At 43.6% G+C, this 24,699-nt stretch carries 23 protein-coding genes; 9 read left to right on the top strand and 14 right to left on the bottom strand.

Going from position 1 to position 24,699, the window contains the following annotated elements; translation table 11 throughout:
- Nucleotides 1-159: 159 nt before the first annotated feature.
- Nucleotides 160-1,080, top strand: coding sequence for a CPBP family intramembrane glutamic endopeptidase (locus tag FXV78_RS06965; protein ID WP_004844818.1), 921 nt, complete (start codon nt 160-162; stop codon nt 1,078-1,080).
- Here the strand turns inward: FXV78_RS06965 and recQ are convergent.
- Nucleotides 1,067-3,328 carry a DNA helicase RecQ gene (gene recQ / locus FXV78_RS06960; protein WP_039960217.1) on the bottom strand — a complete coding sequence of 754 codons (2,262 nt, stop codon included), beginning with the start codon at nt 3,326-3,328 and terminating at the stop codon, nt 1,067-1,069. The genes FXV78_RS06965 and recQ overlap by 14 nt on opposite strands.
- A 19-nt stretch (nt 3,329-3,347) precedes the next feature.
- Nucleotides 3,348-4,016: a YkgJ family cysteine cluster protein gene (locus FXV78_RS06955; RefSeq protein ID WP_004844820.1), complete on the bottom strand. Its 669-nt coding sequence runs from the start codon at nt 4,014-4,016 to the stop codon at nt 3,348-3,350.
- A gap of 180 nt (nt 4,017-4,196) precedes the next feature.
- Between FXV78_RS06955 and FXV78_RS06950 the strand changes: the two genes are divergently transcribed.
- From FXV78_RS06950 to FXV78_RS06935, 4 genes are all read left to right on the top strand, one after another.
- Nucleotides 4,197-6,326: a hypothetical protein gene (locus FXV78_RS06950; RefSeq protein ID WP_004844822.1), complete on the top strand. Its 2,130-nt coding sequence runs from the start codon at nt 4,197-4,199 to the stop codon at nt 6,324-6,326.
- 61 nt (nt 6,327-6,387) lie between these two features.
- On the top strand, nt 6,388-6,762 hold the full coding sequence (locus FXV78_RS06945; protein WP_004844823.1) for a DUF2500 domain-containing protein: 375 nt from the start codon (nt 6,388-6,390) through the stop codon (nt 6,760-6,762).
- Nucleotides 6,763-6,848: 86 nt separating this feature from the next.
- Nucleotides 6,849-7,760, top strand: a complete 912-nt coding sequence (locus tag FXV78_RS06940) for a helix-turn-helix transcriptional regulator (RefSeq protein ID WP_004844824.1) — start codon at nt 6,849-6,851, stop codon at nt 7,758-7,760.
- Nucleotides 7,761-7,836: 76 nt separating this feature from the next.
- Nucleotides 7,837-9,435 carry an ABC transporter ATP-binding protein gene (locus FXV78_RS06935; RefSeq protein ID WP_004844825.1) on the top strand — a complete coding sequence of 533 codons (1,599 nt, stop codon included), beginning with the start codon at nt 7,837-7,839 and terminating at the stop codon, nt 9,433-9,435.
- Between the two features lie 419 nt (nt 9,436-9,854).
- Here the strand turns inward: FXV78_RS06935 and FXV78_RS06925 are convergent, their stop codons facing one another.
- From FXV78_RS06925 to FXV78_RS06890, 8 genes are all read right to left on the bottom strand, one after another.
- On the bottom strand, nt 9,855-10,079 hold the full coding sequence (locus FXV78_RS06925; RefSeq protein WP_009245685.1) for a hypothetical protein: 225 nt from the start codon (nt 10,077-10,079) through the stop codon (nt 9,855-9,857).
- Between the two features lie 144 nt (nt 10,080-10,223).
- A complete protein-coding gene (locus tag FXV78_RS06920; RefSeq protein ID WP_004842722.1) occupies nt 10,224-10,949 on the bottom strand; it encodes a PD-(D/E)XK nuclease family transposase in 726 nt (241 codons plus the stop codon).
- Between the two features lie 289 nt (nt 10,950-11,238).
- Complete coding sequence (locus FXV78_RS06915) at nt 11,239-12,171, bottom strand: D-ribose ABC transporter substrate-binding protein (protein ID WP_004842724.1); 933 nt, start codon at nt 12,169-12,171, stop codon at nt 11,239-11,241.
- A gap of 16 nt (nt 12,172-12,187) precedes the next feature.
- Nucleotides 12,188-13,129 (bottom strand): ABC transporter permease, encoded by a 942-nt coding sequence (locus FXV78_RS06910; protein WP_319016651.1) that lies wholly within the window; start codon nt 13,127-13,129, stop codon nt 12,188-12,190.
- Nucleotides 13,116-14,606 carry a sugar ABC transporter ATP-binding protein gene (locus FXV78_RS06905; RefSeq protein WP_039959652.1) on the bottom strand — a complete coding sequence of 497 codons (1,491 nt, stop codon included), beginning with the start codon at nt 14,604-14,606 and terminating at the stop codon, nt 13,116-13,118. The genes FXV78_RS06910 and FXV78_RS06905 overlap by 14 nt, the downstream gene beginning before the upstream one ends.
- Before the next feature lie 16 nt (nt 14,607-14,622).
- Entirely contained in the window at nt 14,623-15,036 is a 414-nt protein-coding gene (gene rbsD / locus FXV78_RS06900) for a D-ribose pyranase (RefSeq protein ID WP_004842727.1), read from the bottom strand.
- Nucleotides 15,033-15,935, bottom strand: a complete 903-nt coding sequence (rbsK, locus tag FXV78_RS06895) for a ribokinase (protein WP_004842729.1) — start codon at nt 15,933-15,935, stop codon at nt 15,033-15,035. The genes rbsD and rbsK overlap by 4 nt, the downstream gene beginning before the upstream one ends.
- Complete coding sequence (locus FXV78_RS06890) at nt 15,932-16,927, bottom strand: LacI family DNA-binding transcriptional regulator (protein WP_024853571.1); 996 nt, start codon at nt 16,925-16,927, stop codon at nt 15,932-15,934. Before FXV78_RS06890 ends, rbsK begins: the two co-directional genes overlap by 4 nt.
- Nucleotides 16,928-17,194: 267 nt before the next feature.
- Here FXV78_RS06890 and FXV78_RS06885 point away from each other — a divergent pair, with 267 nt between their 5' ends.
- The 4 genes from FXV78_RS06885 (at nt 17,195) to FXV78_RS06870 (ending at nt 21,229) form a co-directional block, all read left to right on the top strand.
- Nucleotides 17,195-17,593, top strand: a complete 399-nt coding sequence (locus tag FXV78_RS06885; protein ID WP_004842733.1) for an RrF2 family transcriptional regulator — start codon at nt 17,195-17,197, stop codon at nt 17,591-17,593.
- A gap of 62 nt (nt 17,594-17,655) precedes the next feature.
- Nucleotides 17,656-19,539, top strand: a complete 1,884-nt coding sequence (gene cooS, locus FXV78_RS06880; protein ID WP_039959655.1) for an anaerobic carbon-monoxide dehydrogenase catalytic subunit — start codon at nt 17,656-17,658, stop codon at nt 19,537-19,539.
- An 11-nt stretch (nt 19,540-19,550) separates the two neighbouring features.
- Nucleotides 19,551-20,003 (top strand): 4Fe-4S dicluster domain-containing protein, encoded by a 453-nt coding sequence (locus tag FXV78_RS06875; protein WP_172624245.1) that lies wholly within the window; start codon nt 19,551-19,553, stop codon nt 20,001-20,003.
- On the top strand, nt 20,000-21,229 hold the full coding sequence (locus FXV78_RS06870; RefSeq protein ID WP_004842737.1) for an NAD(P)/FAD-dependent oxidoreductase: 1,230 nt from the start codon (nt 20,000-20,002) through the stop codon (nt 21,227-21,229). The genes FXV78_RS06875 and FXV78_RS06870 overlap by 4 nt, the downstream gene beginning before the upstream one ends.
- Nucleotides 21,230-21,299: 70 nt before the next feature.
- Here the strand turns inward: FXV78_RS06870 and FXV78_RS06865 are convergent, their stop codons facing one another.
- The 4 genes from FXV78_RS06865 to pdxS form a co-directional block, all read right to left on the bottom strand.
- Nucleotides 21,300-21,656, bottom strand: a complete 357-nt coding sequence (locus FXV78_RS06865; RefSeq protein ID WP_004842740.1) for a cation:dicarboxylate symporter family transporter — start codon at nt 21,654-21,656, stop codon at nt 21,300-21,302.
- A gap of 51 nt (nt 21,657-21,707) precedes the next feature.
- A complete protein-coding gene (locus tag FXV78_RS06860) occupies nt 21,708-23,012 on the bottom strand; it encodes an O-acetylhomoserine aminocarboxypropyltransferase/cysteine synthase family protein (protein WP_004842741.1) in 1,305 nt (434 codons plus the stop codon).
- Nucleotides 23,013-23,121: 109 nt separating this feature from the next.
- On the bottom strand, nt 23,122-23,718 hold the full coding sequence (gene pdxT, locus FXV78_RS06855; protein WP_004842743.1) for a pyridoxal 5'-phosphate synthase glutaminase subunit PdxT: 597 nt from the start codon (nt 23,716-23,718) through the stop codon (nt 23,122-23,124).
- Between the two features lies 1 nt (nt 23,719).
- Nucleotides 23,720-24,595 carry a pyridoxal 5'-phosphate synthase lyase subunit PdxS gene (gene pdxS, locus FXV78_RS06850; RefSeq protein ID WP_004842745.1) on the bottom strand — a complete coding sequence of 292 codons (876 nt, stop codon included), beginning with the start codon at nt 24,593-24,595 and terminating at the stop codon, nt 23,720-23,722.
- Nucleotides 24,596-24,699 lie beyond the last annotated feature (104 nt).

Below are 24,699 nucleotides of genomic sequence, written 5' to 3'. Positions count from 1 at the left end.
TCAACTAACAAAGTGATGCTACCATAATTGATAATTATTTTCAAGTAAATTTTTACAGGAAATCAGAAGAACTTTCTGTGAATTTGCTGTTCAAAAGAAAAATCCATGATATGATAAGGAACAAATGTAGAAAATAATTTGATTTGACAAGGTGATTTTATGGATAAATTTGAAAAACGATGGATTCGACGTGAATTTAATAAAACAAACGGTATGATTTTTCTTTACAAGATCTTATTTGGCCAACTCACTTTTTTGATCATGATGGCGATGTACCGGCTGTTTCCGGTTGACGAACATTTTAATGACGGAGCTGTCTGGTATCTGATCTCCGGCTTTCTCTGTCTCGGGATCTTTGTCATATGGCGCAGACCTTCCTTTTTCCGTACGCAGATTTTTCCGGTACATTCTCATATGAGCCCGGGAAAATTTCTCAGCTTTTTCGGGATTTTTATGATCGCACAGAACGCTTCTTCCGTTCTTTATGTACTTATGGAAATGGGAGCACAGCACTTCGGTTTTACATTTGCGCGTTCTCTGGAAGCTGCTACGGGAGGCTCTGTTACGATCTCTATGCTTCTCTACTCCGGATTTGCTGCTCCGCTGATCGAGGAATTCATTTTCCGCGGTGCTGTTTTAAAGACATTGGAGCCTTTCGGCAAGTGGTTCGCACTTTTGGCCTCCTCACTTGCCTTTGCTCTCATGCACGGAAATTTTGCACAGATTCCTTTTGCAATGGCTGCCGGACTGATCCTTGGATATATCGCTATGGAATACTCGATCTGGTACAGTCTCCTTTTGCATATTTCCAACAATCTGATCCTGGGAGATGTTCTGCCCCGTATTGCAGGCATAATGCCTGGCAACAGCGGAAATATCCTGTACAATGTGATCACCAATCTGCTCGTCATCCTTGGAATTGTGCTCCTGCTTCGAAAATACCGCTCCATTCCCCGCATCTGCAGCAGCGAGTCTCACAATACGGGGAAACTGTTATTTTTATATTTTACTTCCGTTTTTGGAATTTTATTTACACTGTCCTGTATCTGGAGCGGATTTGCCGGAATCAGTCCGCTGTAGTGTTTCTTTTTAATAACTCTACCACATACTGCTGAGCTTTTTCCCCGTATAAAAAGACATCGTACAGATTTCCGTTCTGACTTTCCCTCTCTTCTGCCCGGATGCCCAGCGCTTCTCCTTTTTCTGTCAGAAAGGTTCTGCTGTATCCGTTCCAGAACTTCTGCTCCAGATACCCTTCTGCCAGAAGTTCCTCAATAATGGATTTGATCGTCAGACGCTTCATCGTCTTTTCATCCCGCAGTGCATTGATAGATGCCACGAATTCGCTGATTGTCGTCTCCGTGACAAAAGCGATCTGCTGTTCCATTTCCTCTGTCAGATGAAATGCCTCTTTTCTTCCTTTTTTTGCCCGCTCTGTCAGCGGAATCTCTGAAGCACCATAGTTCGTTTCCTCGGCTCCGTATGCCGCCTTATCTCCATTCGTAATATCACGAATGCAGTATAAAAACGCCTCCCCATACTGTTCCAGTTTTCTGGCGCCCATCCCGTTAGCTGTCAGCATTTCTTCTTTTGTGAGAGGGATTTTCACGCACATATCATGAAGCGTCTTATCAGATGCCACCATATACGGCGGAATGGATTTTTCTTTTGCCAGTTCGCTGCGCAGCTTTCGGAGTTCTTCAAACAGATGCTGCGCTTTTTCACTCAGGTCTCCCAGTCCTTTCACACCTCGCCTTGCAGATGTTTTCTGTACTTCCGCTTTTCTGTATGCGATCACAAACGGATCCGTCCCTTGAAGCAATTCTTCTGATGTATCTGTGAGCTTCAGTAATGCGTATTTATCTTTTGTCTGGCACAGATAGCCTCGCTCCAGCATCGCCTGAATGATCTCTTTGATGCGTTCCTGTCCGATTTTGCTTTGTTTTCCATAACAAAGATTGTCGTTCATCCGGTAATTTCGGATTTTTGCAGTATTTTCGCCGAGCAGCGTGCCTGCTATCATGTTCACCCCGAATCTCTGCCCGGACTCACGGACGCATTCAATCACATCTGCTGCCGCTTCTGTTGCATCCATCTCTTCCAGTTCCTCCAGACAGTTGGAGCAGTTTCCACAGAGCTCTTTTGCCTGTTCCCCAAAATAACCGAGAATATAATTTCGCAGGCATCCCGTAGTCGTACAGTAGGTTGTCATCTTCTGAAGCCGCTCCCGATCCTGCACCTGGATATTCTGCATCTCTTCCGCTGTGTATTCTCCATAGTTTTCCTTGCTTTCCAGCAGAAACTGATTGATAACGACGTCCTGAGGCGAATAGTAAATGATGCATTCTGACGGCTCCGAATCCCGTCCGGCTCTTCCCGCTTCCTGATAATAATTTTCCAGACTTTGGGGCATATTGTAATGCAGGACATACCGGACATTGGACTTATCAATCCCCATTCCAAACGCATTGGTTGCGATCATCACCTGGATCCGATCGTAAATAAAATCCTCCTGACTGCTCTTTCTTGCCTCATTGCCCATTCCCGCGTGATATCTGCCCACTGAAAATCCCGCACTTTCCAGAAACAGGTAAAGTTCATCCACATTCTTTCTTGTGGCACAGTAAATAATTCCGCTTTCATCCGAATGTTTTTCCAGATACTCCCGGATTCTTTCTTTTTTCTCTTTTGTTCTCTGCACCTCAAAATACAAATTTTCCCGGTCAAATCCTGTCACTGCCACATAAGGATTCTGCAGCTTCAGTACTTCCCGGATGTCTGTCTGTACACGCTTTGTTGCCGTGGCAGTAAAGGCTGTCACGATCGGACGGACAGGAAGCTGGCGGATAAATGAAACAATCCGCACATAACTCGGTCTGAAATCCTGTCCCCACTGAGAAATACAGTGTGCCTCGTCAATCGTCACCATAGAGATTTCGGCATGACAGGCAAAGTCGAGAAACCTTGGAGTCTCCAGACGCTCCGGCGCCACATAGACGATTTTGTATCGTCCCGCTTTTGCAAATTCCAAAGCCTTTGCAACCTGGTTTTCTGTCAGAGAGCTGTTGATATATGCGGCATGAATCCCGGCTTCATTCAACGCCTTCACCTGATCCATCATCAAAGAGATCAAAGGGGAGATCACGATCGTAATTCCCCGCATCATCAATGCCGGAACCTGATAGCATAATGATTTTCCGGCTCCGGTAGGCATAATGGCAAGCGCATCTCTTCCCGCCAAAATCTGATCGATGATCTCCTCCTGGCCCGGACGAAATGAATCGTATCCAAAATATGTTTTTAAAATCTGTAGTTTTTCCCCTTCCACTGTCAGACCTCCTCTCTTTCTAAATTCCAAGCGTCTTTCGCACTTGTTCTCTTCTCTGATAAAACTCCTGATAAAATGACCCGTCATCCTCTGCTTCGTATGGAGTCTGATAAAACAATCGCAGAATATACGTCGTAAGGATCTGGATATTCTCTTTTTCCAGCTCTCCTATTGACTCTTCGCAAGTCAGAAGAAATTGGTGCCAGTCTGAAATGTACTGCTCATAAGCTTTCAGGTTGGTAATTCCGAGCCATTTTTTCACTTTCACCTTTCTGCGGTTCTCTTTTTTGCATTCTTTTGTCAGAAGAAAATATCGAAATCCCTCTTCTTCATACAGCCTTCCCAGCGGAAACAGTCGGCAGATTCCCGACCGAAACGCATGAATCCCACATCTTTCGTTCTCATCCAGAAACGGACAGGCATCCGTCTTAGGATCCATTTTTAAATTTGGAAGGATCATACCATCTACTACATTTAACTCGATCTCCTGATTCAGAAGCCCGGCAAAATCCTTTCCGGTTGCCTGTTTCAAATGAAACAGATCGATGGGATCCAGAATAATAGATTTCCCCATTCCGCGACAACACGCCGAACACCCCTGACACTCATAACAATCTGCCTTTACCATATCATTTGAAGTATATAATTTTCCATCTGAAATCTCATTTAAATCTACATTACGCCTCATACAAGCTCCTTTATCATCTAAAATATTTCTAACCAGTTTATTTTAACACGCTTTTTATGGACTGGACAACAGCAACTATTTCTCCGTCATTTTTGCCAATTTTATATCCATTTCTCCACTTTTTTATTGCAATATGATACAATACAAAAACAAACAACCTAACAAAGGAGGGCACACTATATGAATCACCTGAATTCTATTTATCAGCGTCTGCAGTCTAATTATAGCGATTGTGATATCACATACGCTCCCGGGCTTTTGACTGTAAAGTGCAAAAACGGTGAAATCCGGGCAGACGGTTTTCGTACCTGCTTTCTCGAAGATGGAAAGACCGTACAGGAGCTTTTGGAAAAAAACGATGACAATCTCTATGAAGAAATGGAACGATTTATCCTTTATCTGCAGGAAGGCGGAGCAGATGCCGCACAATCGGATGAATTAAAAATGCTGAAAAACCCTGCTTATCACAATGCATTTACACGTTCCGGCAAAATTGCCGGTCGTATTTTATTGATCGCAGGCGGTGCAGAACTTCTGCTTTTGGCGTTTTGTTTCCGTCAGGATCAACTGCTTTTCTTTTTACTGCCATTGCTGATCTGGCCGATTTTTTCACTGGCTCTGATTGCCTTTGTGCGCAAAAAGATCCTCGCCCGGATCTGGATCTGTCCGAATTGTGGCTCCCGGCTTCCTTTGACCTGTTCTCCTTTTTCAGTTATCATTGAATACGTAGCTTCCTGCCCTGCTTGCGGAGCAAATCTGGAGACAGAGTCACTTCCATCGGAAATTCCGGAGACAGACGATGAGGATGGAAAAATATCCGATACAGCAGATCAGTCCATGACGTTCTCCCCGAATCCAGAAGGAGTGGTCAAACCACCTCGTAAATGGCCGGCACTCCTTTCCGGTATTGTGATCATTTTGTACAGTCTCCTGGGACTGTTTATGACACTGTTTTATATGGGGGATGCCCCTTCTGTCGGGATTGCACTGGGAATTGTGATGCATGTGAGCATTCTTCTGTCCGGTATCGCCTTGCTGGTTTGTCGTGCTCCAAAACTGCCGGAACATTCCCGTCCTGTCATTTGTATCCAGGAGCGGCTTTTCGTTTCTGTTTTAGCGTTTATTGTCTGGCCACTGGCACTTTTTCTTTTGTTGATTGCTTTCGGATACTGCGTCCAGCCTCCTCTGGATGTTCCATTTGGTCTGATTATGTTTCTGATTGGACTGGGACTTCTCATCTGCGGGATCTGGATGCTGCTGGCCGGAAAAAACCGCAGATTGTACGTTTTTGAAAACGGAAGTCTGACTTATATGACAAGCTGGGGACGCAAACGTGAACTTCTTCCCGGACAGCGATTTTCCATCCGCTTCGGAGCCAATGACTCCATTCAGTTTTTAAATGCGGACAAAAAGAAAATTTTCGCGATCGAACGTAATATGCGCGGCGTAGACAAACTGGCGGACTGGGTCGAATCCAGAGAGATTCCGCTTGAGATAACAAAGTTAAAAGAACAACAGATTCAGCAGGAAGAAGGAATCGAACCTGTCATTCAATGGCGGGAAGAATATACAACCAGACTTCACAGCCACCTAAAAGAAATCCGACTTGGGAAATGGCTGGTACTGGCACTCTTCTGGGCCGGCAGTATCATTCCGCTTTTCTTTTTCATCGCAGGAGCCTTGAAGTTCAGCCAGACCATCTACCTGATGGCAGCTTCTCCCCTTCCATTGATTGTATATTATCTGGCGTTTGCGCCTGTCCTGACACTAAACGGAAAGCAAAAAGGCGCCACTGCAGAATGGCAGTCTCACCATATCCGCATTTCTCTCCCTCTGGTTTTGCTTCCTGCATTGTGGCTGATGTCAGTATTTCACTACGGTCTGGAGCAAGTACTGATTATGGAAGAAAAATGGTACACACTGGCATTCTGGTTTGGACTTGGCGCAATCTTTATCATCGCCTTTGTTCTTCGCACTCCAAAACGTCTGCGTGGAGAAGGGCTTTTCATGATCGGTCTGTCACTCCTGTTGGTGGCAGAACCGATGATGTATGCCGGTAATTTTGCCCTGTGTGGAGAGGAAACCCACTATCCGGCAAAAGTACTGGAACGAAATATAGAACAAGACGATGACGATGATTCTCTGGAATATTCTTTGACTGTGCAGTTGGATGACGGAACAGCTTTTGAATTTCCTGTTACCGAAGAATTGTATGAAATGGAAGAGTCCGGAACAGAATTTGTTGTATGTCAGAGAGAAAATCCATTGGGTGTGCGGATGCTGGATCTGCACTTGCCGCCTGAAAAATAGTCACAGATATTTTTATAAATGAACTGAGAAATCAAAATTACAATAAGTGAGGAGAAAAAATATGTTCAATATAATAGAATTGTTATTTCCTGTGATCTTCATACTAATCTTTATAATGATTATATTCACTTTGGCAAAGGGGATTTCTACTTGGCATAAAAACAATAATTCTCCCCGTTTAACTGTATCAGCAAGAATCGTTGCAAAACGCCAGAATACCACGTATCACAATCAGCCAAACGCTGGAGATACCTCAGGAGCTCATGGATATCATACAACATCCAGTACTACTTATTATGTCACTTTTCAAGTGGAAAGCGGTGACAGAATAGAGATGTCTGTATCCGGCTCAGAGTACGGAAAGCTTACAGAGGGCGATGAAGGAAAATTGACATTTCAAGGAACAAGATATTTACAATTCAATATGGAAAATTGAACAACAAATACATCATTGAACAGAGAATATTTCAATGATACAATTCTATCCATTAGAATAAATTATTAGGAGCAATACAGAAACTTATGGAAAAAAATACATTAGGTGAAATAATCCATCATTTACGCAAAAAAGCGGGACTAACACAAGAAGCATTGGCGGATGGTATTTGCTCCCCTGTTTCTATCTCAAGGATAGAAAACGGAAAACAAATGCCATCGGGAAAAGTTTTAGAACAACTCCTTGCACGCCTTGGCACAAGCACTTATCAGCTCTGCAATATTTATTATGAAAACGAGTGTCAGTCATCCTTACGCCAAACTTTAGATGAAATCAGTAAACAAGTATCCGCAGGTGAGTTTATTCAGGCAAAAAAGACATTACAGCAGCTTTCTACTGAAAAAATGGACATCGCTAATCTCCAGTACACCAAAATGATTCATGTGGCAATTCGTATGCATGATGGTGCTGCAGACGAGCAAATGGAAGATGAATTAACAAACGCACTCCATCTGACAAAACCCGATATCGACTTCAATGATTTTCGCAGGGAGTTGTTTTCCCCTACGGAGGCTAATATTCTTGTCATGCTAACGGCAGCAAAATATATGGCGGGTAAAAATTTAGAAGCGATTCGTATTGGTGAGGAAATCCTGTTTGCCTTGGAACGCAGCCATAGTCGTCTTTCTGACTATAAGGTCCTTCAGATCAATTTAGCGCATAATCTAAGCCAAATTCTGCAAGATGAGGGACGGTATCAAGAAGCGCTTCTCTATGCAAAAAAAGCAGAGAATCTCAGCATTTGTGGAACAGAACAGTTTCTCCTTCCGGAAATTGAATTTAGTATTGCACAAATTCTTAACAATATGAAAAAAAGGCAGGAAAGTCGTATGCGTATGGAAGCGCTGATTCCCTATATGCGCCTGATTGGAAAAAAAGAAATGGCAGATTTAGTTCAAGAATATTTAGAGAAAAACTTAACAAATGATGTAAATTAAAACTATACATGGCTCGATATGGAAATGCCGCATTCTTCCCTTTACAATTTACTTGTCGAAGGGAGATATCAAGATTATGAAAAAAATAAAATGGGAACACATCCTGCTGTTTTTCTTAGAATTACTAGTAAATATGGCAACTGTAGGTGTCGCAATTCTATTAAACGCCTTAATTGATGCTGCACAAATTTCCATTACCAGCCAAGACGCTCACCATTTACAAAAAGTGTTGTTTATTAGTATTCTCTATGCTGTATGTTTAGGTGTACTGATCTTTTTGTCAAATCGATACAAAGCCTGCTATATCAGAAAACGTTTACTTGAGATGCGTACTGTATTAGCAGATGGTACTTTGCAATCAAGTATTGCTAACTATGAAGAAACGGGTAATGCGTCATATGTTACGGCATTCAACCAAAATTTTTCTATCATTGAGGAAAAAGTGTTGCAAAACCGTATTTCCATCTTAGACTCTGTCATTTGTATCGTGTTTGCTGTTCTCGTGCTTTTATACATGAATCCACTTATTTCTGTTATCTCCATTGCAGCCATGGCAATCCCAAGCTTATTGCCAAGTCTTTTTACCAAGGTACTTGGCACAGCACAGGAAACAGTCATGAAATCAACAACATCCTACAATGAAACAGTAGCTGATCTTCTAACTGGTTATGAAGTGATAAAAACTTACCATGCAGAGGATGAGATGTTTCATAAATTTTCTAAGACAGCAAAACGATTAGATAGCAACAAAGAACATTTTTCATCCTTGATGGCAAGTGTATATGGTTTAACTACACTTTCATCTGTCGCTGTCCAATTTTTTATCATGGGGTTGGCTGGATTTTTTGCAGTTAAGGGATATATCACCATTGGCAGTATTGTCGCAGTCACTCAGCTTACCGGACAAGTGATTTCTCCTGCCTTCGAGCTTTCTGCAAAGATTAGCGAACTAAAGTCTGCCAGACCTGTATTGGATACTTTGCATACTCTTTCTCATCCTGAAATCCATGAGAAAAAAACAGGACACAAACTCAAAAAACATATTTCACTACGAAATGTAAGTTTCAAGTACGATGACAGAACTATCTTAAAAAATGTATCTGCCACTTTTGAAAAAGGAAAGAAATACGCGATTCTCGGAAAAAGTGGAAGTGGGAAAAGCACACTGTTAAAACTCATTGCAGGATATTATCCAGAATTCGAAGGAAAGATTTGTACAGATGAAATCGCAGCTCTTCCAGACAGACTGGCTATGATTCATCAAAAAACTTTTTTATTCAATGATAGTGTTCGCAATAACCTTACTCTGTGGAAATCATACACAGAGCACGAAATCACAGAAGCTGTTAAGAAAGCAGGACTAAAGGTGTTTATTGAAAATTTGCCACAAGGACTCGATACAATAATCGAGGAAAACGGAAACAATTTCTCAGGAGGAGAATGTCAACGTCTTGCTATCGCCAGAGCTTTGTTAAGTGGAAAGGATATACTGCTAATGGACGAAGCAACATCGTCATTGGATGAACAAACCGCAAATGCTGTAGAAAACAGTATTTTATCATTGGAAAATATCACATGTATCAGCGTCACTCACAGACTCTCTCCGGAAACCATGCAAAAATATTCAGCAGTCCTGACAATGGACAAAGGAGAATTGCACGAATATGTTCTATGATATTATGCAAATAACTATTATTTCTATTGCTGCGCTTATTGCCATAATTTACTTAAGTATTTGCCAAAAACAACATGCGGAACTATATAATAAGGTATTTGAAGCAAGATTCACACATGACATTTCTGCAGAATCAGTAGAAAAGTATCGAAGAAATTACGTTTTAACAGAAATCATGTAAATTGTAACCTATTGCCTTACAGAATTGATGCAGATGTGCTATATTGAAGATGCAAAAAGAACAACCGCCCATAAGGGGTTGACCAATTAAAGAATGTACATAGAAAATGCCACCCAAACTCGCCAAAGTATCATATCATTCTGAGGGTGGTTTTTCTATGGCTTAAATCATCAGTGACATTAGTGCCAAATATGTATCCTGTAATGCTTTGTATTTACGAAGCAATTAGCATTCCTTATTATTTACATTGTTCTTCTAACTGTTTCTTAAGCTGCTCAAGTTCGCTTTCTTTTTGTTGCAAAAGAACTTCCTGAGATGCAAGCAACTCACTTTTTTGCTTAATAGTGTTTTGCTGTTCCTGAATAGTACTCTGTTGTTCATCGATCGTATCCTGCATTTGATCGATCATATACTGTACGGTATTCTTATCCAATATTTGTAATTCTTTTGAAAACAATCCCATAACTTTCTCCACATTCCTGCAAAGCTCATAAATCTCCCGGTACATAGGAATAAACTTCGGATATTGTTTGATTAGCTGGACGATTATTTCCGGATTATCCTCGCTGAGAAATGTGAGCCACGCATCTAAATCGTTTTTGATACCTTATCGAACAAAGTCCGCCCGCCGCAGGCATGTATTACGGGATACCCGGATGGGTATACCTTTATTGTGACGGGTTTCCCGATAGATGTCAAGTGGGATGAAAACGAATTCCTGCAGAAGCTCCATATGAAGTCCTGTATCTGACTTTTGACAAAAATGGTGGACATAATCCTGCTTGTGCCGTTTCATCTCTCCGGAACTTTTTTCTATAAAAACAATGGTATACACGCTTTTTATATCCCGATAGCTGAATTTCTTTTTCCGTTCATTTTTGGCACGTTTGTATTGCCGGAGTAAAAGATCAGCCAAATAGCATGCGCTGCGTTGTCCGGGAAAGGAATATCCTATTTTTTGCACTTCAATGTTTGCAATGCTTCCATCTTCCAGTTGAACAACAATATCCATAATAAGCAAAGCATTTTCTTCTGCAATTCGGGAAGAATCGTTTGGAAGTACGTGTAAAATACGAATATGCCGTTGTAATATCAGTGACAGTAATTCTTCCAGACGTGAAGGTGCAGTATCCGGATTTAAAATTTCTTTGAAAAAAGAATCGTAAAGTATTTTGACACCCTGCATTCCTGTGCAAAATTGCAGAAATTCTTCTTGTTGGGATTCGTCCCACGAATCAAACAGAAATTTTAATTCAGGGGTAGTTTGAATTTTTTTACAAAGCTCCTCTCGGGTTTGAATCATTGGAAAATATTGTTTTAATCCATTGCTCATAAGCGGTTCCTCCTGATGGTTTGTGAATTAGATTGAAAATTTGATGATTTCATCTGGATTTGTTTTTTGAAAATAAAGAAGAGAACATGGAAATAAAAAGAAATATCCGTTCTCCTGAAATGTTATGAATAAAGTCTAACACGAGGAATATGAAGTGTCCAATAAAAATTTCATAAATAGAATAACACTTCCATTCCTCACTGCTATTTTGCAGATTTTTGTGCAAGATTCCCCATAAAAAATCGCCTTTTACTTTCCTCAAGCAAAAGACGATTTTTACGATTTTCTTTTATTTCACACTCTCTTTTGTAATCAGCTCCACTTCCACCGGGATGGTTTTTTCCACTGTTTCACCCTGCAAAATCTGAATCGCGGTCTCAACTGCTGTCTCTCCCATCAGATTCGGTTTCTGTGCCACAGTTGCTGCCATTTTTCCTGCTTTGACTGCTGCGACTGCATCGTCTGTCGCATCAAAACCAACCACCAGGATTTTCTTGTTTCCAACTGCTTCCACTGCTCCAAGTGCCATCTCATCGTTATGTGCAAATACACCCTGAATTGCGGAATTTGCCTGCAGCATATTTTCCATAACACTCATTCCCTCAGAACGATTGAAGTTCGCGGTCTGTTTGGAAACAACATTCAGCTTTTTATCTGCCACCAAATGGAATCCTTTTCCTCGCTCGATCGTTGCACTGGCTCCGGAAACGCCCTCCAGTTCTGCTACTTTTGCATTTTCTCCAAGAAGTGATACCATATATTCTGTTGCCATTTTCGCACCTTCCACATTGTCAGAAGCAATGGCACAGTCTACGTCTACTCCGTTTACACCGCGGTCTACTGAGATCACTTTAATTCCTCTTGAAACCGCATCCTTCACTGCCGGTGCAACTGCATCGGAATCCACCGGATTTACGATCAGGACACTGATATTTTTTGAAATCAGATCTTCGATATCGCTGGTCTGTTTTGCCGCGTCATCCCCGGCGTCTACCACGATCAGTTTTTCCCCTTCTGTTTTTGCCTTTTCTTTTGCACCTTCACTTAATGTGACAAAGAATGGGTTATTTAATGTAGAGACAGAAAATCCGATACTTCCATTTCCTGCCGCTTCTCCGGATACGTTTTCTGTTTCTCCGTCAATCGTAATCGCATTACAGCCGGTCACACCAAACACCATAACTGCCGCAGCCAGTACACTTACAAATCTCTTCATTCTCATACCGTATTCTCCTCTCTTATCGTCTTCTGTCAGACAATACCGCGATCAAAATTACAATTCCTTTTACCACATCCTGATAATAGGAAGATACACCCAGAATATTCAGTCCATTGTTCAGTACTGCAATGATCAGAACGCCGATAAACGTTCCCCAGATCTTTCCACGTCCGCCATTCATACTCGTTCCGCCAAGTGCTACGGCTGCGATCGCATCCAGCTCATAGCCCTCGCCCAGTGTCGGCTGTGCAGAACCAAGACGGGATAATAAAATCAACCCGGAAAGTGCAGCCATACATCCGGAAATCGCATAAGCTGCCAGTTTTGTGCAGTCAATATTGACTCCTGCCAGATTGGCTGCTTTTGCATTGCTTCCTGTCGCATAAATATGACGTCCGAAAGTTGTTTTCTGCAGTACGAATAAGAAGATCACAAAAATCAGTAAAAACAAGATGACCGGAATCGGAATGTGATAAAAGTTTCCTTTTCCTACCACTTTCAGTGTAAAGCTGTCTCCCAGGTTGGAGATCGGTTTTCCATCCATATAGATCATCGTCAGTCCACGGAACACGGTCATTGTAATCAACGTTGCAATAAAGGGCTGTAATCTGCCTTTTGTTACAAGAAATCCACTGATACATCCAAATCCGGTTCCGATCACCAGCGCCAGGATCATTGCCAGTCCCACCGGCATTCCGCCTGAAATAAATCCTGCACACAATGCCGTCGTCAGAGCAAGTACCGAACCTACAGACAGGTCAATCCCGCCTGTCAGAATGACACAAGTCATACCAAATGCGATGAGCCCGTTAATAGAAGACTGTCGAAGCAGTGATAAGAAGTTCCCCACTGTCCGGAATTCCGGACTGATCGCTCCGATCACAACAATTAACAATACAAGCGCGATCAGCGCTCCCAGATCTTGTATATAATTTGCCGCTTTTTTCTTATTCATTGAGATTTCCTCCTGTCGCCAGAATCATAATATTTTCCTGATTTGCCTCTTCTTTGCTTAAAAATCCTCTCACCAGACCTTCTCTTACTACCATTACCCGGTCAGACATTCCGAGCACTTCCGGCAGTTCGGAAGATACCATAATGATCGCCACTCCCTTTGCGGCAAGATCATTGATAATACTGTAGATTTCCTTTTTTGCCCCAATATCCACACCGCGGGTTGGTTCATCCAGAATCAGCACTTTCGGATTCGTGTACATCCATTTTGCAAATACAACCTTCTGCTGGTTTCCACCGCTTAAGTTATTACATTCATGCTGCGGTCCAAAACACCGGATATGTAACTCCTCGATCCCCTTTTTGACCAGCTCTTTTTCTTTCTCTCTCTGGATCACCCCGTGTCTGGAAATACGCTTCAGATTTGCGAGAGAAATATTTTTCATAATGCTCTCTTCCAGCATCAGCCCTTCTACTTTCCGGTCTTCTGTGATAAATCCGATTCCGTTTTTCATTGCCTGTTTCGGCGTTTTGTTCTCGATCTGTTTTCCATTCAGAAAAATCTCTCCCGTCACATGCGGCATATTTCCGAAGATTGCCTGCATAATCTCCGTTCTTCCGGCTCCCATCAGCCCGGATACTCCCAGCACTTCCCCTGCATGCACTTCAAAAGAAACCTTTTCAAATACGCCCGGACAGGTCAGATTTTTTACTTCCAGAACACGATTACCGATGCTTACGTTCCGCTGCGGATACCGCTCTCCAATCTCTCTTCCGATCATCATTTTGACTACATCATTCATGTCTGTCTCAGAAATCTTCTTTGTGTCGATATAAGTTCCATCCCTCAGGATCGTAATCCGGTCGCACAGTTCAAAAATCTCTTCCATCCGGTGCGAGATATACACAATGGAGACACCCCTTTCACGCAGCGCGTTTGCAGCCTCAAACAGTACTCTCGTCTCACTCTGTGTCAGTGCTGCCGTCGGCTCATCCATGATGATCACCTTTGCATTTACCATCAGCGCCTTTGCAATCTCAACCATCTGCTGCTGTCCTACGGAAAGCTCTTCCATCCGCTGTCCCGGATCGATCTCTACTCCAAGGCGTTTCAAGATTTTTTCTACTTCCCGGCGCATTGCTTTTTTGTCACATACACCGCACTTCTTTTTGATTTCTTTGCCGAGAAACATATTTTCTTCTACTGTCAGATCAAATAACACGTTCAGTTCCTGATGGATAAATACAATCCCTGCTTTTTCTGCTTCTCTGGCATTTTTGTAGCAGACTTCCTGTCCGTCCACGATCACCTGCCCCACATCTTTTGTATAAACACCTGTCAAAATCTTCATCAACGTCGATTTTCCCGCACCGTTTTCTCCCATCAGTGCATGAATTTCTCCGGTACTGAGTACAAATCCGGCATTGTTCAACACGGCATTGTTCCCAAAAGACTTGTTGATCCCTCTCATTTCAATTTCCATAAGCTGTTCTCCTCTCTTAGAAAATACAACCCGACTGTAAAATAATATTTGCATAAGGCGTTGTCTCTCCGGTTCGAATAACTGCCTTGCATGTTTTTGTCATTTTTTTCAGATCGCTGTGCAAAACAAATTGTATCTCTGGTTTGAAACCCGTTTCATGCTTTGCAAAAAATTGTTCGATCTGACGGAGTATCTCCGGATTCTGAAGTTTCATCTCCTCTGCCAGTATGATCTTCTCTACTTTCATATCTGCCCCTACTTCTTCCAACACATCCATAAAAGACGGCTGTCCGAATTTTACGGCCAGATCGATCCGTTCTGTCTCATCCGGGATCGGCAGTCCACAGTCTCCGATACAGATTGTGTCCGTATGTCCCATATAAGACAACACTCTGGAAATATCACTGTTTAAAATCCCCTGTCGTTTCATGCTCTTCCTCCCAGTTTTTCCAATTCTTCTTCGACTTCCTGTGCCATCGGCATTCCGCTCTGTGCCCCGAATTTTTCTGTGGATAAGCTGGCTGCCACATTCGCATACCGAAGTGCTGTCTCCATATCCGCTCCTTTTGCTCTCTGCAGGGCAAATGCACCGTTTAACGTATCTCCTGCCCCGGTCGTATCTGCCACATTCGCTTTTCTCGCCGGTACACTCAAGATTTCTCCATTCTTCAAACAAGTAATCACACCTCTGGAGCCCTGTGTGATGATCAGTTTTTCCGGATACTCTCTTAACAAGTCCTCTGTAGAATACTCCTCTCCAAAAATCAGGACCGCTTCATGTTCATTTGGTGTTACATACGTCACTTTTTCGATCACTTCCAACGGAACGTTTGACGCCGGAGCCGGATTTAACACTACCGGAATCTGATTGTCATAACAGAAATCTACAACATAATACACCGTATCCAGCGGAATCTCCTGCTGCAGCACAACCATATCAAAAGTCTTCAGCTCCTCTTTGATCCTGTCAATATAATCTCTGTCCACTTTCCCGTTTGCTCCCGGAACCACGATGATCGTATTGTCATTTTCTCCGACTGTGATCATAGCAATCCCTGTCGGAACTCCCTCTAAAACCTTGATATGTCCCGTCTCTACACCGACTTTCTTGAAATTCTCCAATAACCGGGTACCATTTGCGTCATCTCCAACACATCCGAACATCTCCACTTTTGCTCCGAGCTTTGCCATAGCAACCGCCTGATTCGCACCTTTCCCTCCCGGAATATAATGAAGGCTGTCTCCTCGAAGTGTCTCCCCTTTTAGCGGAATCCGCTCTGCGGTCACCGTCATATCCATGTTAATGCTTCCTACTACTGCCAGTTTCATTCTGCTTCTCCTTTCTTTTTCGTCGTCTGACGCCTGATCAGCTCAACATCAAATATATTTTCTTTCTGATACGAAATCTCTTCTCCATGATGGATGATCATCTGTACTGCCAGTTTTCCCATTTCTTCAATGGGCTGGGAAATGGTCGTCAGCTCCGGTGTCATTCTCCTGCTGAACTCAATATTGTCAAATCCGACCAGCTGTACATCTTCCGGGACTCTTCGCCCGTTCTGATGAAGCACCTTATAGACTGCCATTGCCGCCATGTCATTGCTCGCCAGGATTCCATCGGTATCCGGGTATCTGCGAATCAGTTCTTCTGCTGCCGCAAGTCCGGCATCGTAATCATAATCACAGTCGATCCAGACAGCTTTTCTTCCATACTTTCTGCACACATCCTCATATCCCTGATAACGCTGCTGCCCGCTGGAAAACTTCATCGGTCCCCGCAGGCACACAATATGCTGACAGCCGCATTCAATCAGATGCTCTGCCGCAAGTTTTCCGCCTTTGTAATGATCTGATTCGATAAATGCGATTTCCCGTCCCTCAGAAAGCTTTCTGTCCATCACGACAACCGGAAGTCCGCATTCTGCAATCTTCTTTCCGGTCCGATCGCTGTTGGTCATGATCACAATTCCATCTGCCTGCATCTGTACAAGCATCTGAATGTTCATCCGTTCTTTCTTCGGATTATTTGCTGAATTGCATAACAGCATCTTATATCCGTTTTGAAAGGCTTCCTCCTCCACTGCTTTGGCGATTTCACTGAAAAATGGATTTTCAATATTCGGAACGATCATTCCAATAATCTTTGATGATTTCTTAAACAATGCCCGCGCCAGTTCATTTGGTTTGAACCCCGTTTCTTGAATAGCCTCAAGAACTCTTTGCTTCTTCTCCTCATCCACATTCGCTGTTCCATTCATCACTCTCGATACAGTAGCAGGTGAAACTCCTGCGATCTTTGCAACTTCTCTGATACTTGCCATCTTATGTCCTCTTTCTTTTGCTGCTGTGAAACTTTTTGAAACCCGTTTCATATCTTGATTTTATTATAGGCATAACTCCTGACATCTGTCAATCTCCTTTGTAGACTTTGGTGGTATTGTATAGATATCTCTCTTTTCTTTTATTCCTATCGCCCAAAAACTCTGCCTTTTTTATGCATAATCCCTATTTTATTTTTCCGCTTCCATTATACTTGACTGTTTCAGTCCAATATTGTAAGATGAGACAAAACGTCAGGGAGGTCAGATATGTTATTTACCAAAGAATGTGATTATGCAATCCGCATCATGCGTGCATTATCTTCCGGAGAGTTAATCAGTGTCTCACGGATCTGCGAGATGGAGCATCTGCCCTCTGCCATGACTTACAAGATTACCAGAAAGCTGGAAAAGTCCGGATTTTTAAAAAGCTGTCGGGGTACCAACGGGGGATATGCGCTCAACTTAAAGCTTGCAGAGATTTCTCTCTATGATCTCTGCGCTGCCATAGATCCGGATATCCTTCTTTTAGAATGTATGAAAGAGGGTTATCCTTGTTCTATGAACAGTCCGAAAAATCCATGTCTGGTACATCACGAATTCTGCCGGCTGCAGAATATGCTGGTGCAGGAAATGAAACAAAAATCTCTTGCCGAATTATTTCGGTAAGTGTTTTTTTGCCTTAATCTTTACTATTTTAGTACAGTTTTATCAAAGGAGGATTTTACAAAATGAATCAATGTTATGGATGCAATACATGCAAAAGCGCAGACAAGCCTCTAGAAGGCTTTATCCGCTCGCTTCCGATGGAAACTTCCCATCACCGCGTGGAAGGACAGAGCACAAAATGTGGATTTGGACTGCAGGGAGTCTGTTGTCGTCTCTGCTCCAACGGTCCTTGCCGCATCACTCCAAATGCGCCGAGAGGAATCTGCGGTGCCGATGCCGATACGATCGTAACCCGCAATTTCTTAAGAGCAGTGGCTTCCGGCAGCGGATGCTATATCCATATCGTTGAGAATACTGCCCTCAATCTGAAGAAAACCGCCCAGATCAAAGGAGAATTAAAGGGTCTGAAATCTCTGGAGCATCTGGCGGAGATGTTTGGAATTACAGACGAAGATGTCTATGTAAAAGCAGAAAAAGTGGCAGATGCCGTACTTGCCGATCTGTACAAACCGGAATATGTTTCTGCAGAACTGATTGAGAAAATCGCATATGCACCACGTATTAAACGCTGGAAAGAACTGGGAATCATGCCGGGCGGTGCAAAAGCAGAGGTATTCAAAGGTGTTGTAAAATGTTCCACCAATCTGAACTCCGACCCTGTGGATATGCTTACCGACTGTCTGAAGCTTGGTATTTCCACCGGAGTGTACGGGCTGACCTTAACCAATCTGCTCAACGATGTTTTGCTCGGACAGCCGGAGCTTCGCCTGGCCCCGGTAGGACTGCGTGTGATCGATCCGGATTACATCAACATTATGATTACCGGACATCAGCACACGATTTTCGTAGATCTTCAGGAACGCCTGATTTCAGAAGAAGCAAAGACAAAAGCGCAGGCTGTTGGTGCAAAGGGATTCAAACTGGTAGGATGTACCTGCGTAGGACAGGACTTACAGCTCAGAGGCGCACACTATACCGAAATATTTGACGGTCATGCAGGAAACAACTATACAAGTGAAGCAATCCTGGCAACCGGAGCGATCGATGCAGTTCTTTCAGAATTTAACTGTACTCTTCCGGGAATCGAGCCAATCTGTGAAGAATTGAAGATCCGACAGATCTGTCTGGATGATGTTGCAAAGAAAGCGAATGCGGAACTGATGCCGTTTGAATTTGAAAACCGCGAAGAACAAAGCAGCATTATTATTGATAAAATCATCGAATCCTACAAGGAACGACGGGGAAGTGTTGCGTTACACCTCATGGAAGAACATGGAAATGACCATACATTAACGGGTGTCAGTGAAGGTTCTTTAAAATCCTTCCTGGGCGGAAAGTGGACGCCGCTAATCGAACTGCTGGCATCCGGAGAGATCAAAGGTCTTGCCGGTGTGGTGGGATGCTCCAACCTGACTGCAGGCGGACATGATGTCTTGAGCGTGGAACTGACAAAAGAACTGATCTCTCGCGACATCCTCGTCCTTACTGCCGGATGTTCTTCAGGCGGAATCGAAAACTGCGGACTCATGACTCCGGAAGCTGCCAAATATGCCGGTCCAAAGCTGCGCGCTGTCTGTGAAAAACTGAACATTCCGCCGGTTTTGAATTTTGGTCCTTGTCTTGCGATCGGCCGTCTGGAAATCGTTGCAACAGAAATCGCCGCAGAGCTTGGCGTAGATCTTCCACAGCTTCCACTGGTACTTTCTGCCGCACAGTGGCTGGAAGAGCAGGCACTGGCTGACGGATGCTTCGGACTTGCACTGGGACTTCCGCTGCACCTTGGACTTCCTCCGTTCGTAACGGGAAGCAAAACTGCAGTCAAAGTACTCACAGAAGATATGAAAGAACTGACCGGAGGACAGGTCATCATCAACGGAGATGCGAAAGAATCTGCTGATATCCTGGAGCAGATTATTCTGGAAAAACGCCAGGGCTTACATATATAGGAGGTGCCGCTATGAGACGAATTATGATCGATGCCTCAAAGTGCGATGGATGCAAAAACTGCACCATCGCCTGTATGCAGGCGCACCGGGAAACACCGGGAACTGTTTATGATCTGGATCTGACGGACATCCGCAATGAATCCAGAAACCACATCGAAAAGCTGCCGGACGGAACCTATCGCCCTATTTTTTGCAGACACTGCGATCAGCCGGAATGCGTGATGTCCTGTATGAGCGGTGCTCTGACAAAGGATCCGAAAACGGGAATCGTATCTTATGATGAAACGAAATGTGGCTCCTGTTTTATGTGCGTTATGAACTGCCCGTTCGGCGTCCTCAAAGCAGATACTGCCACCCGTACCAAAGTCGTAAAGTGCGACTTCTGCCTGCAGGACGGTGCAGAACCCAACTGCGTAAAAGCCTGTCCAAAACAGGCAATCTATGTTGAGGAGGTGTCATTATGATGCATGTTATTATCGGAGTGGGGGCTGCCGGGATCACCGCAGCAAAAACCATTCGCAGCCAGCAGCCGGATGCCTCTATTACCATGATTTCCACAGATGAGCATGTACACTCCCGCTGCATGCTTCACCGTTATTTGAGCCATGAACGTCAGGAAGATACCTTGTCCTTTGTAGAACCTGACTTTTTTGAAACCAATAAAATCGAATGGATCAAGGGTGTTTCTGTAAAAACAGTGGATGTAAAAAACCAGCAGGTTCTGCTTGATAATGACACATCCTGCCACTATGACAAACTCCTGATCACAACCGGTGCAAACAGCTTCATCCCGCCTGTTGGACAGTTCCGTGAGGCAAACAATGTATTCGGACTGCGGCATCTTTCGGATGCTCAGGCGATCCGCCCGCTGGCCGATCAGGCAGAACAGATTCTGATCGTTGGTTCCGGTCTGGTTGGAATGGACGCTGCCTATGCATTTCTCGAGCAGGGTAAAGAGGTTACTGTTGTGGAAATGGCAGATCGTATTCTTCCGATCCAGTTAAATGAAACTGCCGGAACTGCCTATCGGAAATTATTTGAAGAACACGGATGCCGTTTTCTTCTTGGAAAAAAGGCTTCTGAAACGCATATGAACAGCAATGGTTCAATCGACTATGTCCTTCTGGATGATGGCACCCGGGTAGACTGTGATCTGGTCATTGTTGCTGCCGGTGTTCGTCCCGCAGTTGAATGCGTACTGGATACTCCGATCGAAGTAGATCGTTTTATTAAAGTGTCTGACACCATGGAAACCAGCTTTAAAGATATTTACGCTGCCGGAGATGTAACCGGATTATCTGGAATCTGGCCAAATGCCATGAAACAGGGACAGGTCGCTGCTCTCAATATGTGCGGAATCGAAACTGTCTACGATGATCGTTATGCTATGAAAAATACGATGAATTTCTATGGTCTGGTCACACTTTCTCTCGGACGCGGTATCGAAGAAGAGGGAGATGTAGTCCTGGAACAGGAAGATTCCCACAATTATAAACGTGCAATTTTACGAGATGGAAAATTAGACAGTATTTTATTACAGGGAAGTATTGATTATTCCGGAATTTATCAATATCTGATCAAACATAAGATCGACCTTTCCGGTATGGAAAAAGATGTTTTTCATCTGTCTTTCGCTGATTTTTACGGAGTGAAAGAAAACGGCGGATATTGTTATCAGGATCAGGCATAAAGTAAAAGCATTCCTGCATGGATCATTGCTTCTTGGCATATGATTTCCGGCAGGAATGCTTTTTATTTTATTATCTCGCAGATTCACCAACTGCAGCTGCTCCGCTCAATCCGTCTTCACTCTTTTTCTGGTCATAAACCTCTCTGTCTAAAAGCTGCTCGGATTTTGCCACAAGAACTGCTGCTGTTGCCGCACCTGTCACATTTGTTGCTGTACGCATCATATCGACAACGCTTGAGATCGGAACCAGAAGTACAATAATCTCTACCGGAAGTCCTGCTGCAGTAAACAGTGCTGTGGTTGTTACTGTGGAGGTTCCCGGAACTCCTACTGTTCCGATGGAAACGATCAGTGTCAATACGATCAGAAATGCATACTGGACTGGGACGTAAATGCTTTTTTCTTCCCAGATAGGACAGCAGTACAAACAGAACTACTGTAATCGCCACTGCCGCTATCGCTAAAACATCAATATCCATTATTTTACTCCTTTAAATGCCGCATCAAGATCTGCGATCAGATCTTCTACTTTTTCAATTCCGATTGAAAGCCGGATCGTGTTTGGTTTGATTCCCTGATCTAACAATTCTTCCTCCGTACACTGGCTGTGAGTGGTGGTTGCCGGATGAATCACCAGAGATTTCACGTCTGCTACATTTGCCAGCAGGGAAAAGATAGACAGCTGATCGATAAATGCCTGGGCCGTCTGCGCATCTCCCTTAATCTCAAAAGTAAAGATAGAGCCGCCTCCGTTCGGGAGATATCTCTTATATAATTCATGGGTTGACTCCGTTTCCAGTGACGGATGGTGTACAGCCTCTACCTGCGGATGATTCGCAAGATACTCCACGATCTTCAGCGCATTGCTCACATGCCGCTCAACACGCAGAGATAATGTCTCCAGCCCCTGCAGGAAGATAAAGGAATGGAACGGAGAAAGTGTTGCACCCGTATCACGCAGGATCACTGCACGGATATAGGTTACAAATGCCGCACTGCCTGCTGCATCTGAGAACGATACACCATGATAACTCGGGTTGGCTTCTGAAATCCACGGATATTTGCCGGATGCCTTCCAGTCAAACTTTCCACTGTCAACGATCACGCCTCCAATCGCTGTTCCATGACCGCCGATAAATTTCGTTGCGGAGTGAATCACCAAATCTGCACCATGTTCGATCGGCCGGATCAGATACGGTGTTGCAAATGTAGAATCTACTACCAACGGAATATTGTGTCTGTGCGCGATCTCTGCCACCTTCTCCAGATCGATCAGATTTGAATTCGGATTTCCAAGTGTCTCTACAAATATCGCTTTTGTATTTTCCTGAATGGCTGCCTCAAAAGATCCTTCTTTCTCAGGGTCCACAAACGTTGTTGTCACATCGTTTGTGAGCGGAAGAGTATGCGCCAGAAGATTGTATGTGCCGCCGTAGATGGTCTTGGATGCCACAATATGCTCTCCCGCCTTTGCAAGTGCCTGAAATGCATAGGCAATTGCTGCCGCACCGGATGCTACAGCCAGCGCTGCCACACCGCCTTCTAATGCTGCAATACGCTGTTCGAAAATATCCTGTGTCGGATTTGTCAGTCTTCCATATATATTTCCTGCATCACGGAGTCCGAAGCGGTCTGCCGCATGCTGTGAGTCGTGAAATACATAAGAGGTTGTTGCATAGATCGGGACTGCTCTTGCATCTGTAACCGGATCTGCCTGTTCCTGTCCAATGTGTAATTGTTTTGTCTCAAATCCCCAGTTTTTAGAATCTCTGATATCTGCCATTTCTATTTCCTCCTTCTTTGGAATCTGTTTCTTTCTTAATTCCTTGTAATCATATTAACATAGTAGGATTTATTTGTCCAATATAGATTGAGAATATCCTATTATAGATTTATTTTATAGCAGACTCATTGTTTTGTATGGCTGCTTTAACCGTATCCAGAAACATTTCATGTATTCTGTTGTCCTGATCTAATTCCGGATGAAATGCCAGCCCAAACTGTGTCCCGTATTTTACTGCCACGATCCGATCATCTACTGCCGCAAGAACTTCTACTCCTTTTCCAACTTTTTCAATATATGGAGCTCTTATAAATGTCATCGGTATTTTCCCGATTCCCTTCATTTCCTGTACTGTACGGAAACTTCCAAGCTGTCTGCCATAACCGTTTCTTTTCACCGCTGCCGGCAATGTTGCAAAATAAATATTCCGGTCATTTGTCAAATTTTCCGCCAGAAGGATCAGGCCGGCACAAGTTGCCAGCACCGGCAGTCCTTCTTCGATTTTCTGCTTCAATATCTGATATATGTCCAGCTCTTTCAGAAGTTTTCCCTGCACAGTACTCTCACCTCCGGGAAGGATCAATCCATCAAACGGTTTCATCAGGTCCTCTTTTTTGCGGAGTTCCATACATTCTATTCCCAGGTCTTCTATTTTCTTCCGATGTTCCGCAAATGCTCCCTGTACTGCAAGTACTGCGATCTTCATTCTATCTGCCCCTTTCCGCCATCAAAAGTTCTATCTCCTGTTCATTAATTCCTACCATTGCCTCTCCCAGATCCTCAGAAAGCTCTGCCAGCATCCTGTAGTCTTCAAAGTTTGTTACCGCTTTTACAATTGCTTCTGCCCGCTTTCTCGGATCTCCTGACTTAAAAATACCAGATCCCACAAATACGCCTTCTGCACCAAGCTGCATCATCAGCGCCGCATCCGCCGGAGTTGCGATGCCTCCCGCCGCGAAGTTTACAACAGGAATACGTCCGTTATGATGTACATATTCAACCAATTCATACGGCACATTTAGGGCCTTTGCTTCCTCAAACAGCTCATCCTCCCTCATGGAGACCAGTTTTGCAATTTCCCGCTTCATCATTCTCATATGTCTGACTGCCTGTATCACATCTCCTGTTCCCGGCTCTCCCTTTGTACGGATCATAGAAGCTCCTTCATTGATCCTTCTAAGCGCTTCTCCCAAATCTCTTGCACCACATACAAATGGTACCTGGAATTTGCGTTTATTAATATGATAAACATCATCTGCCGGAGAAAGTACTTCACTCTCATCGATATAATCAATTTCGATTGCCTCTAATATCTGTGCTTCAACAAAATGTCCGATCCTGCATTTTGCCATAACTGGAATGGATACTGCTTCCTGAATTTCCTTGATCATCTTCGGATCACTCATTCTGGATACTCCGCCCGCTGCACGGATATCAGCCGGAATCCTTTCCAGCGCCATCACTGCACATGCTCCCGCCTCCTCTGCAATCCTTGCCTGTTCCGGTGTTGTCACATCCATGATCACTCCGCCTTTTAACATCTGTGCTAACTGCTTGTTGAGCTCATATCTTTCTGCACTCATTTGCTGTACCTCCTCTTAATTGCTATCATTTTTATATGAATACTACATTAAGATTGGCTTTTCTTAAACATCCAGTTTTAACGTTTTTAACCATGCCAGTTTTA

The organism is Mediterraneibacter gnavus ATCC 29149, assembly GCF_008121495.1.
In the GTDB taxonomy this organism is placed as follows: Bacteria; Bacillota; Clostridia; order Lachnospirales; family Lachnospiraceae; genus Mediterraneibacter; species Mediterraneibacter gnavus.
Note: the sequence above shows the minus strand (reverse complement) of the source record. Positions and strands in the feature narration are given on the sequence as shown.

Excerpts from the sequence above, each read along its gene's own strand:
- FXV78_RS06965 (WP_004844818.1), top strand. The coding sequence starts at position 160 with ATGGATAAATTTGAAAAACGATGGATTCGACGTGAATTTAATAAAACA.
- FXV78_RS06955 (WP_004844820.1), bottom strand. The coding sequence starts at position 4,016 with ATGAGGCGTAATGTAGATTTAAATGAGATTTCAGATGGAAAATTATAT.
- FXV78_RS06950 (WP_004844822.1), top strand. The coding sequence starts at position 4,197 with ATGAATCACCTGAATTCTATTTATCAGCGTCTGCAGTCTAATTATAGC.
- FXV78_RS06945 (WP_004844823.1), top strand. The coding sequence starts at position 6,388 with ATGTTCAATATAATAGAATTGTTATTTCCTGTGATCTTCATACTAATC.
- FXV78_RS06940 (WP_004844824.1), top strand. The coding sequence starts at position 6,849 with ATGGAAAAAAATACATTAGGTGAAATAATCCATCATTTACGCAAAAAA.
- FXV78_RS06935 (WP_004844825.1), top strand. The coding sequence starts at position 7,837 with ATGAAAAAAATAAAATGGGAACACATCCTGCTGTTTTTCTTAGAATTA.
- FXV78_RS06925 (WP_009245685.1), bottom strand. The coding sequence starts at position 10,079 with ATGGGATTGTTTTCAAAAGAATTACAAATATTGGATAAGAATACCGTA.
- FXV78_RS06920 (WP_004842722.1), bottom strand. The coding sequence starts at position 10,949 with ATGAGCAATGGATTAAAACAATATTTTCCAATGATTCAAACCCGAGAG.
- FXV78_RS06915 (WP_004842724.1), bottom strand. The coding sequence starts at position 12,171 with ATGAGAATGAAGAGATTTGTAAGTGTACTGGCTGCGGCAGTTATGGTG.
- FXV78_RS06905 (WP_039959652.1), bottom strand. The coding sequence starts at position 14,606 with ATGGAAATTGAAATGAGAGGGATCAACAAGTCTTTTGGGAACAATGCC.
- rbsD (WP_004842727.1), bottom strand. The coding sequence starts at position 15,036 with ATGAAACGACAGGGGATTTTAAACAGTGATATTTCCAGAGTGTTGTCT.
- rbsK (WP_004842729.1), bottom strand. The coding sequence starts at position 15,935 with ATGAAACTGGCAGTAGTAGGAAGCATTAACATGGATATGACGGTGACC.
- FXV78_RS06890 (WP_024853571.1), bottom strand. The coding sequence starts at position 16,927 with ATGGCAAGTATCAGAGAAGTTGCAAAGATCGCAGGAGTTTCACCTGCT.
- FXV78_RS06885 (WP_004842733.1), top strand. The coding sequence starts at position 17,195 with ATGTTATTTACCAAAGAATGTGATTATGCAATCCGCATCATGCGTGCA.
- cooS (WP_039959655.1), top strand. The coding sequence starts at position 17,656 with ATGAATCAATGTTATGGATGCAATACATGCAAAAGCGCAGACAAGCCT.
- FXV78_RS06875 (WP_172624245.1), top strand. The coding sequence starts at position 19,551 with ATGAGACGAATTATGATCGATGCCTCAAAGTGCGATGGATGCAAAAAC.
- FXV78_RS06870 (WP_004842737.1), top strand. The coding sequence starts at position 20,000 with ATGATGCATGTTATTATCGGAGTGGGGGCTGCCGGGATCACCGCAGCA.
- FXV78_RS06860 (WP_004842741.1), bottom strand. The coding sequence starts at position 23,012 with ATGGCAGATATCAGAGATTCTAAAAACTGGGGATTTGAGACAAAACAA.
- pdxT (WP_004842743.1), bottom strand. The coding sequence starts at position 23,718 with ATGAAGATCGCAGTACTTGCAGTACAGGGAGCATTTGCGGAACATCGG.
- pdxS (WP_004842745.1), bottom strand. The coding sequence starts at position 24,595 with ATGAGTGCAGAAAGATATGAGCTCAACAAGCAGTTAGCACAGATGTTA.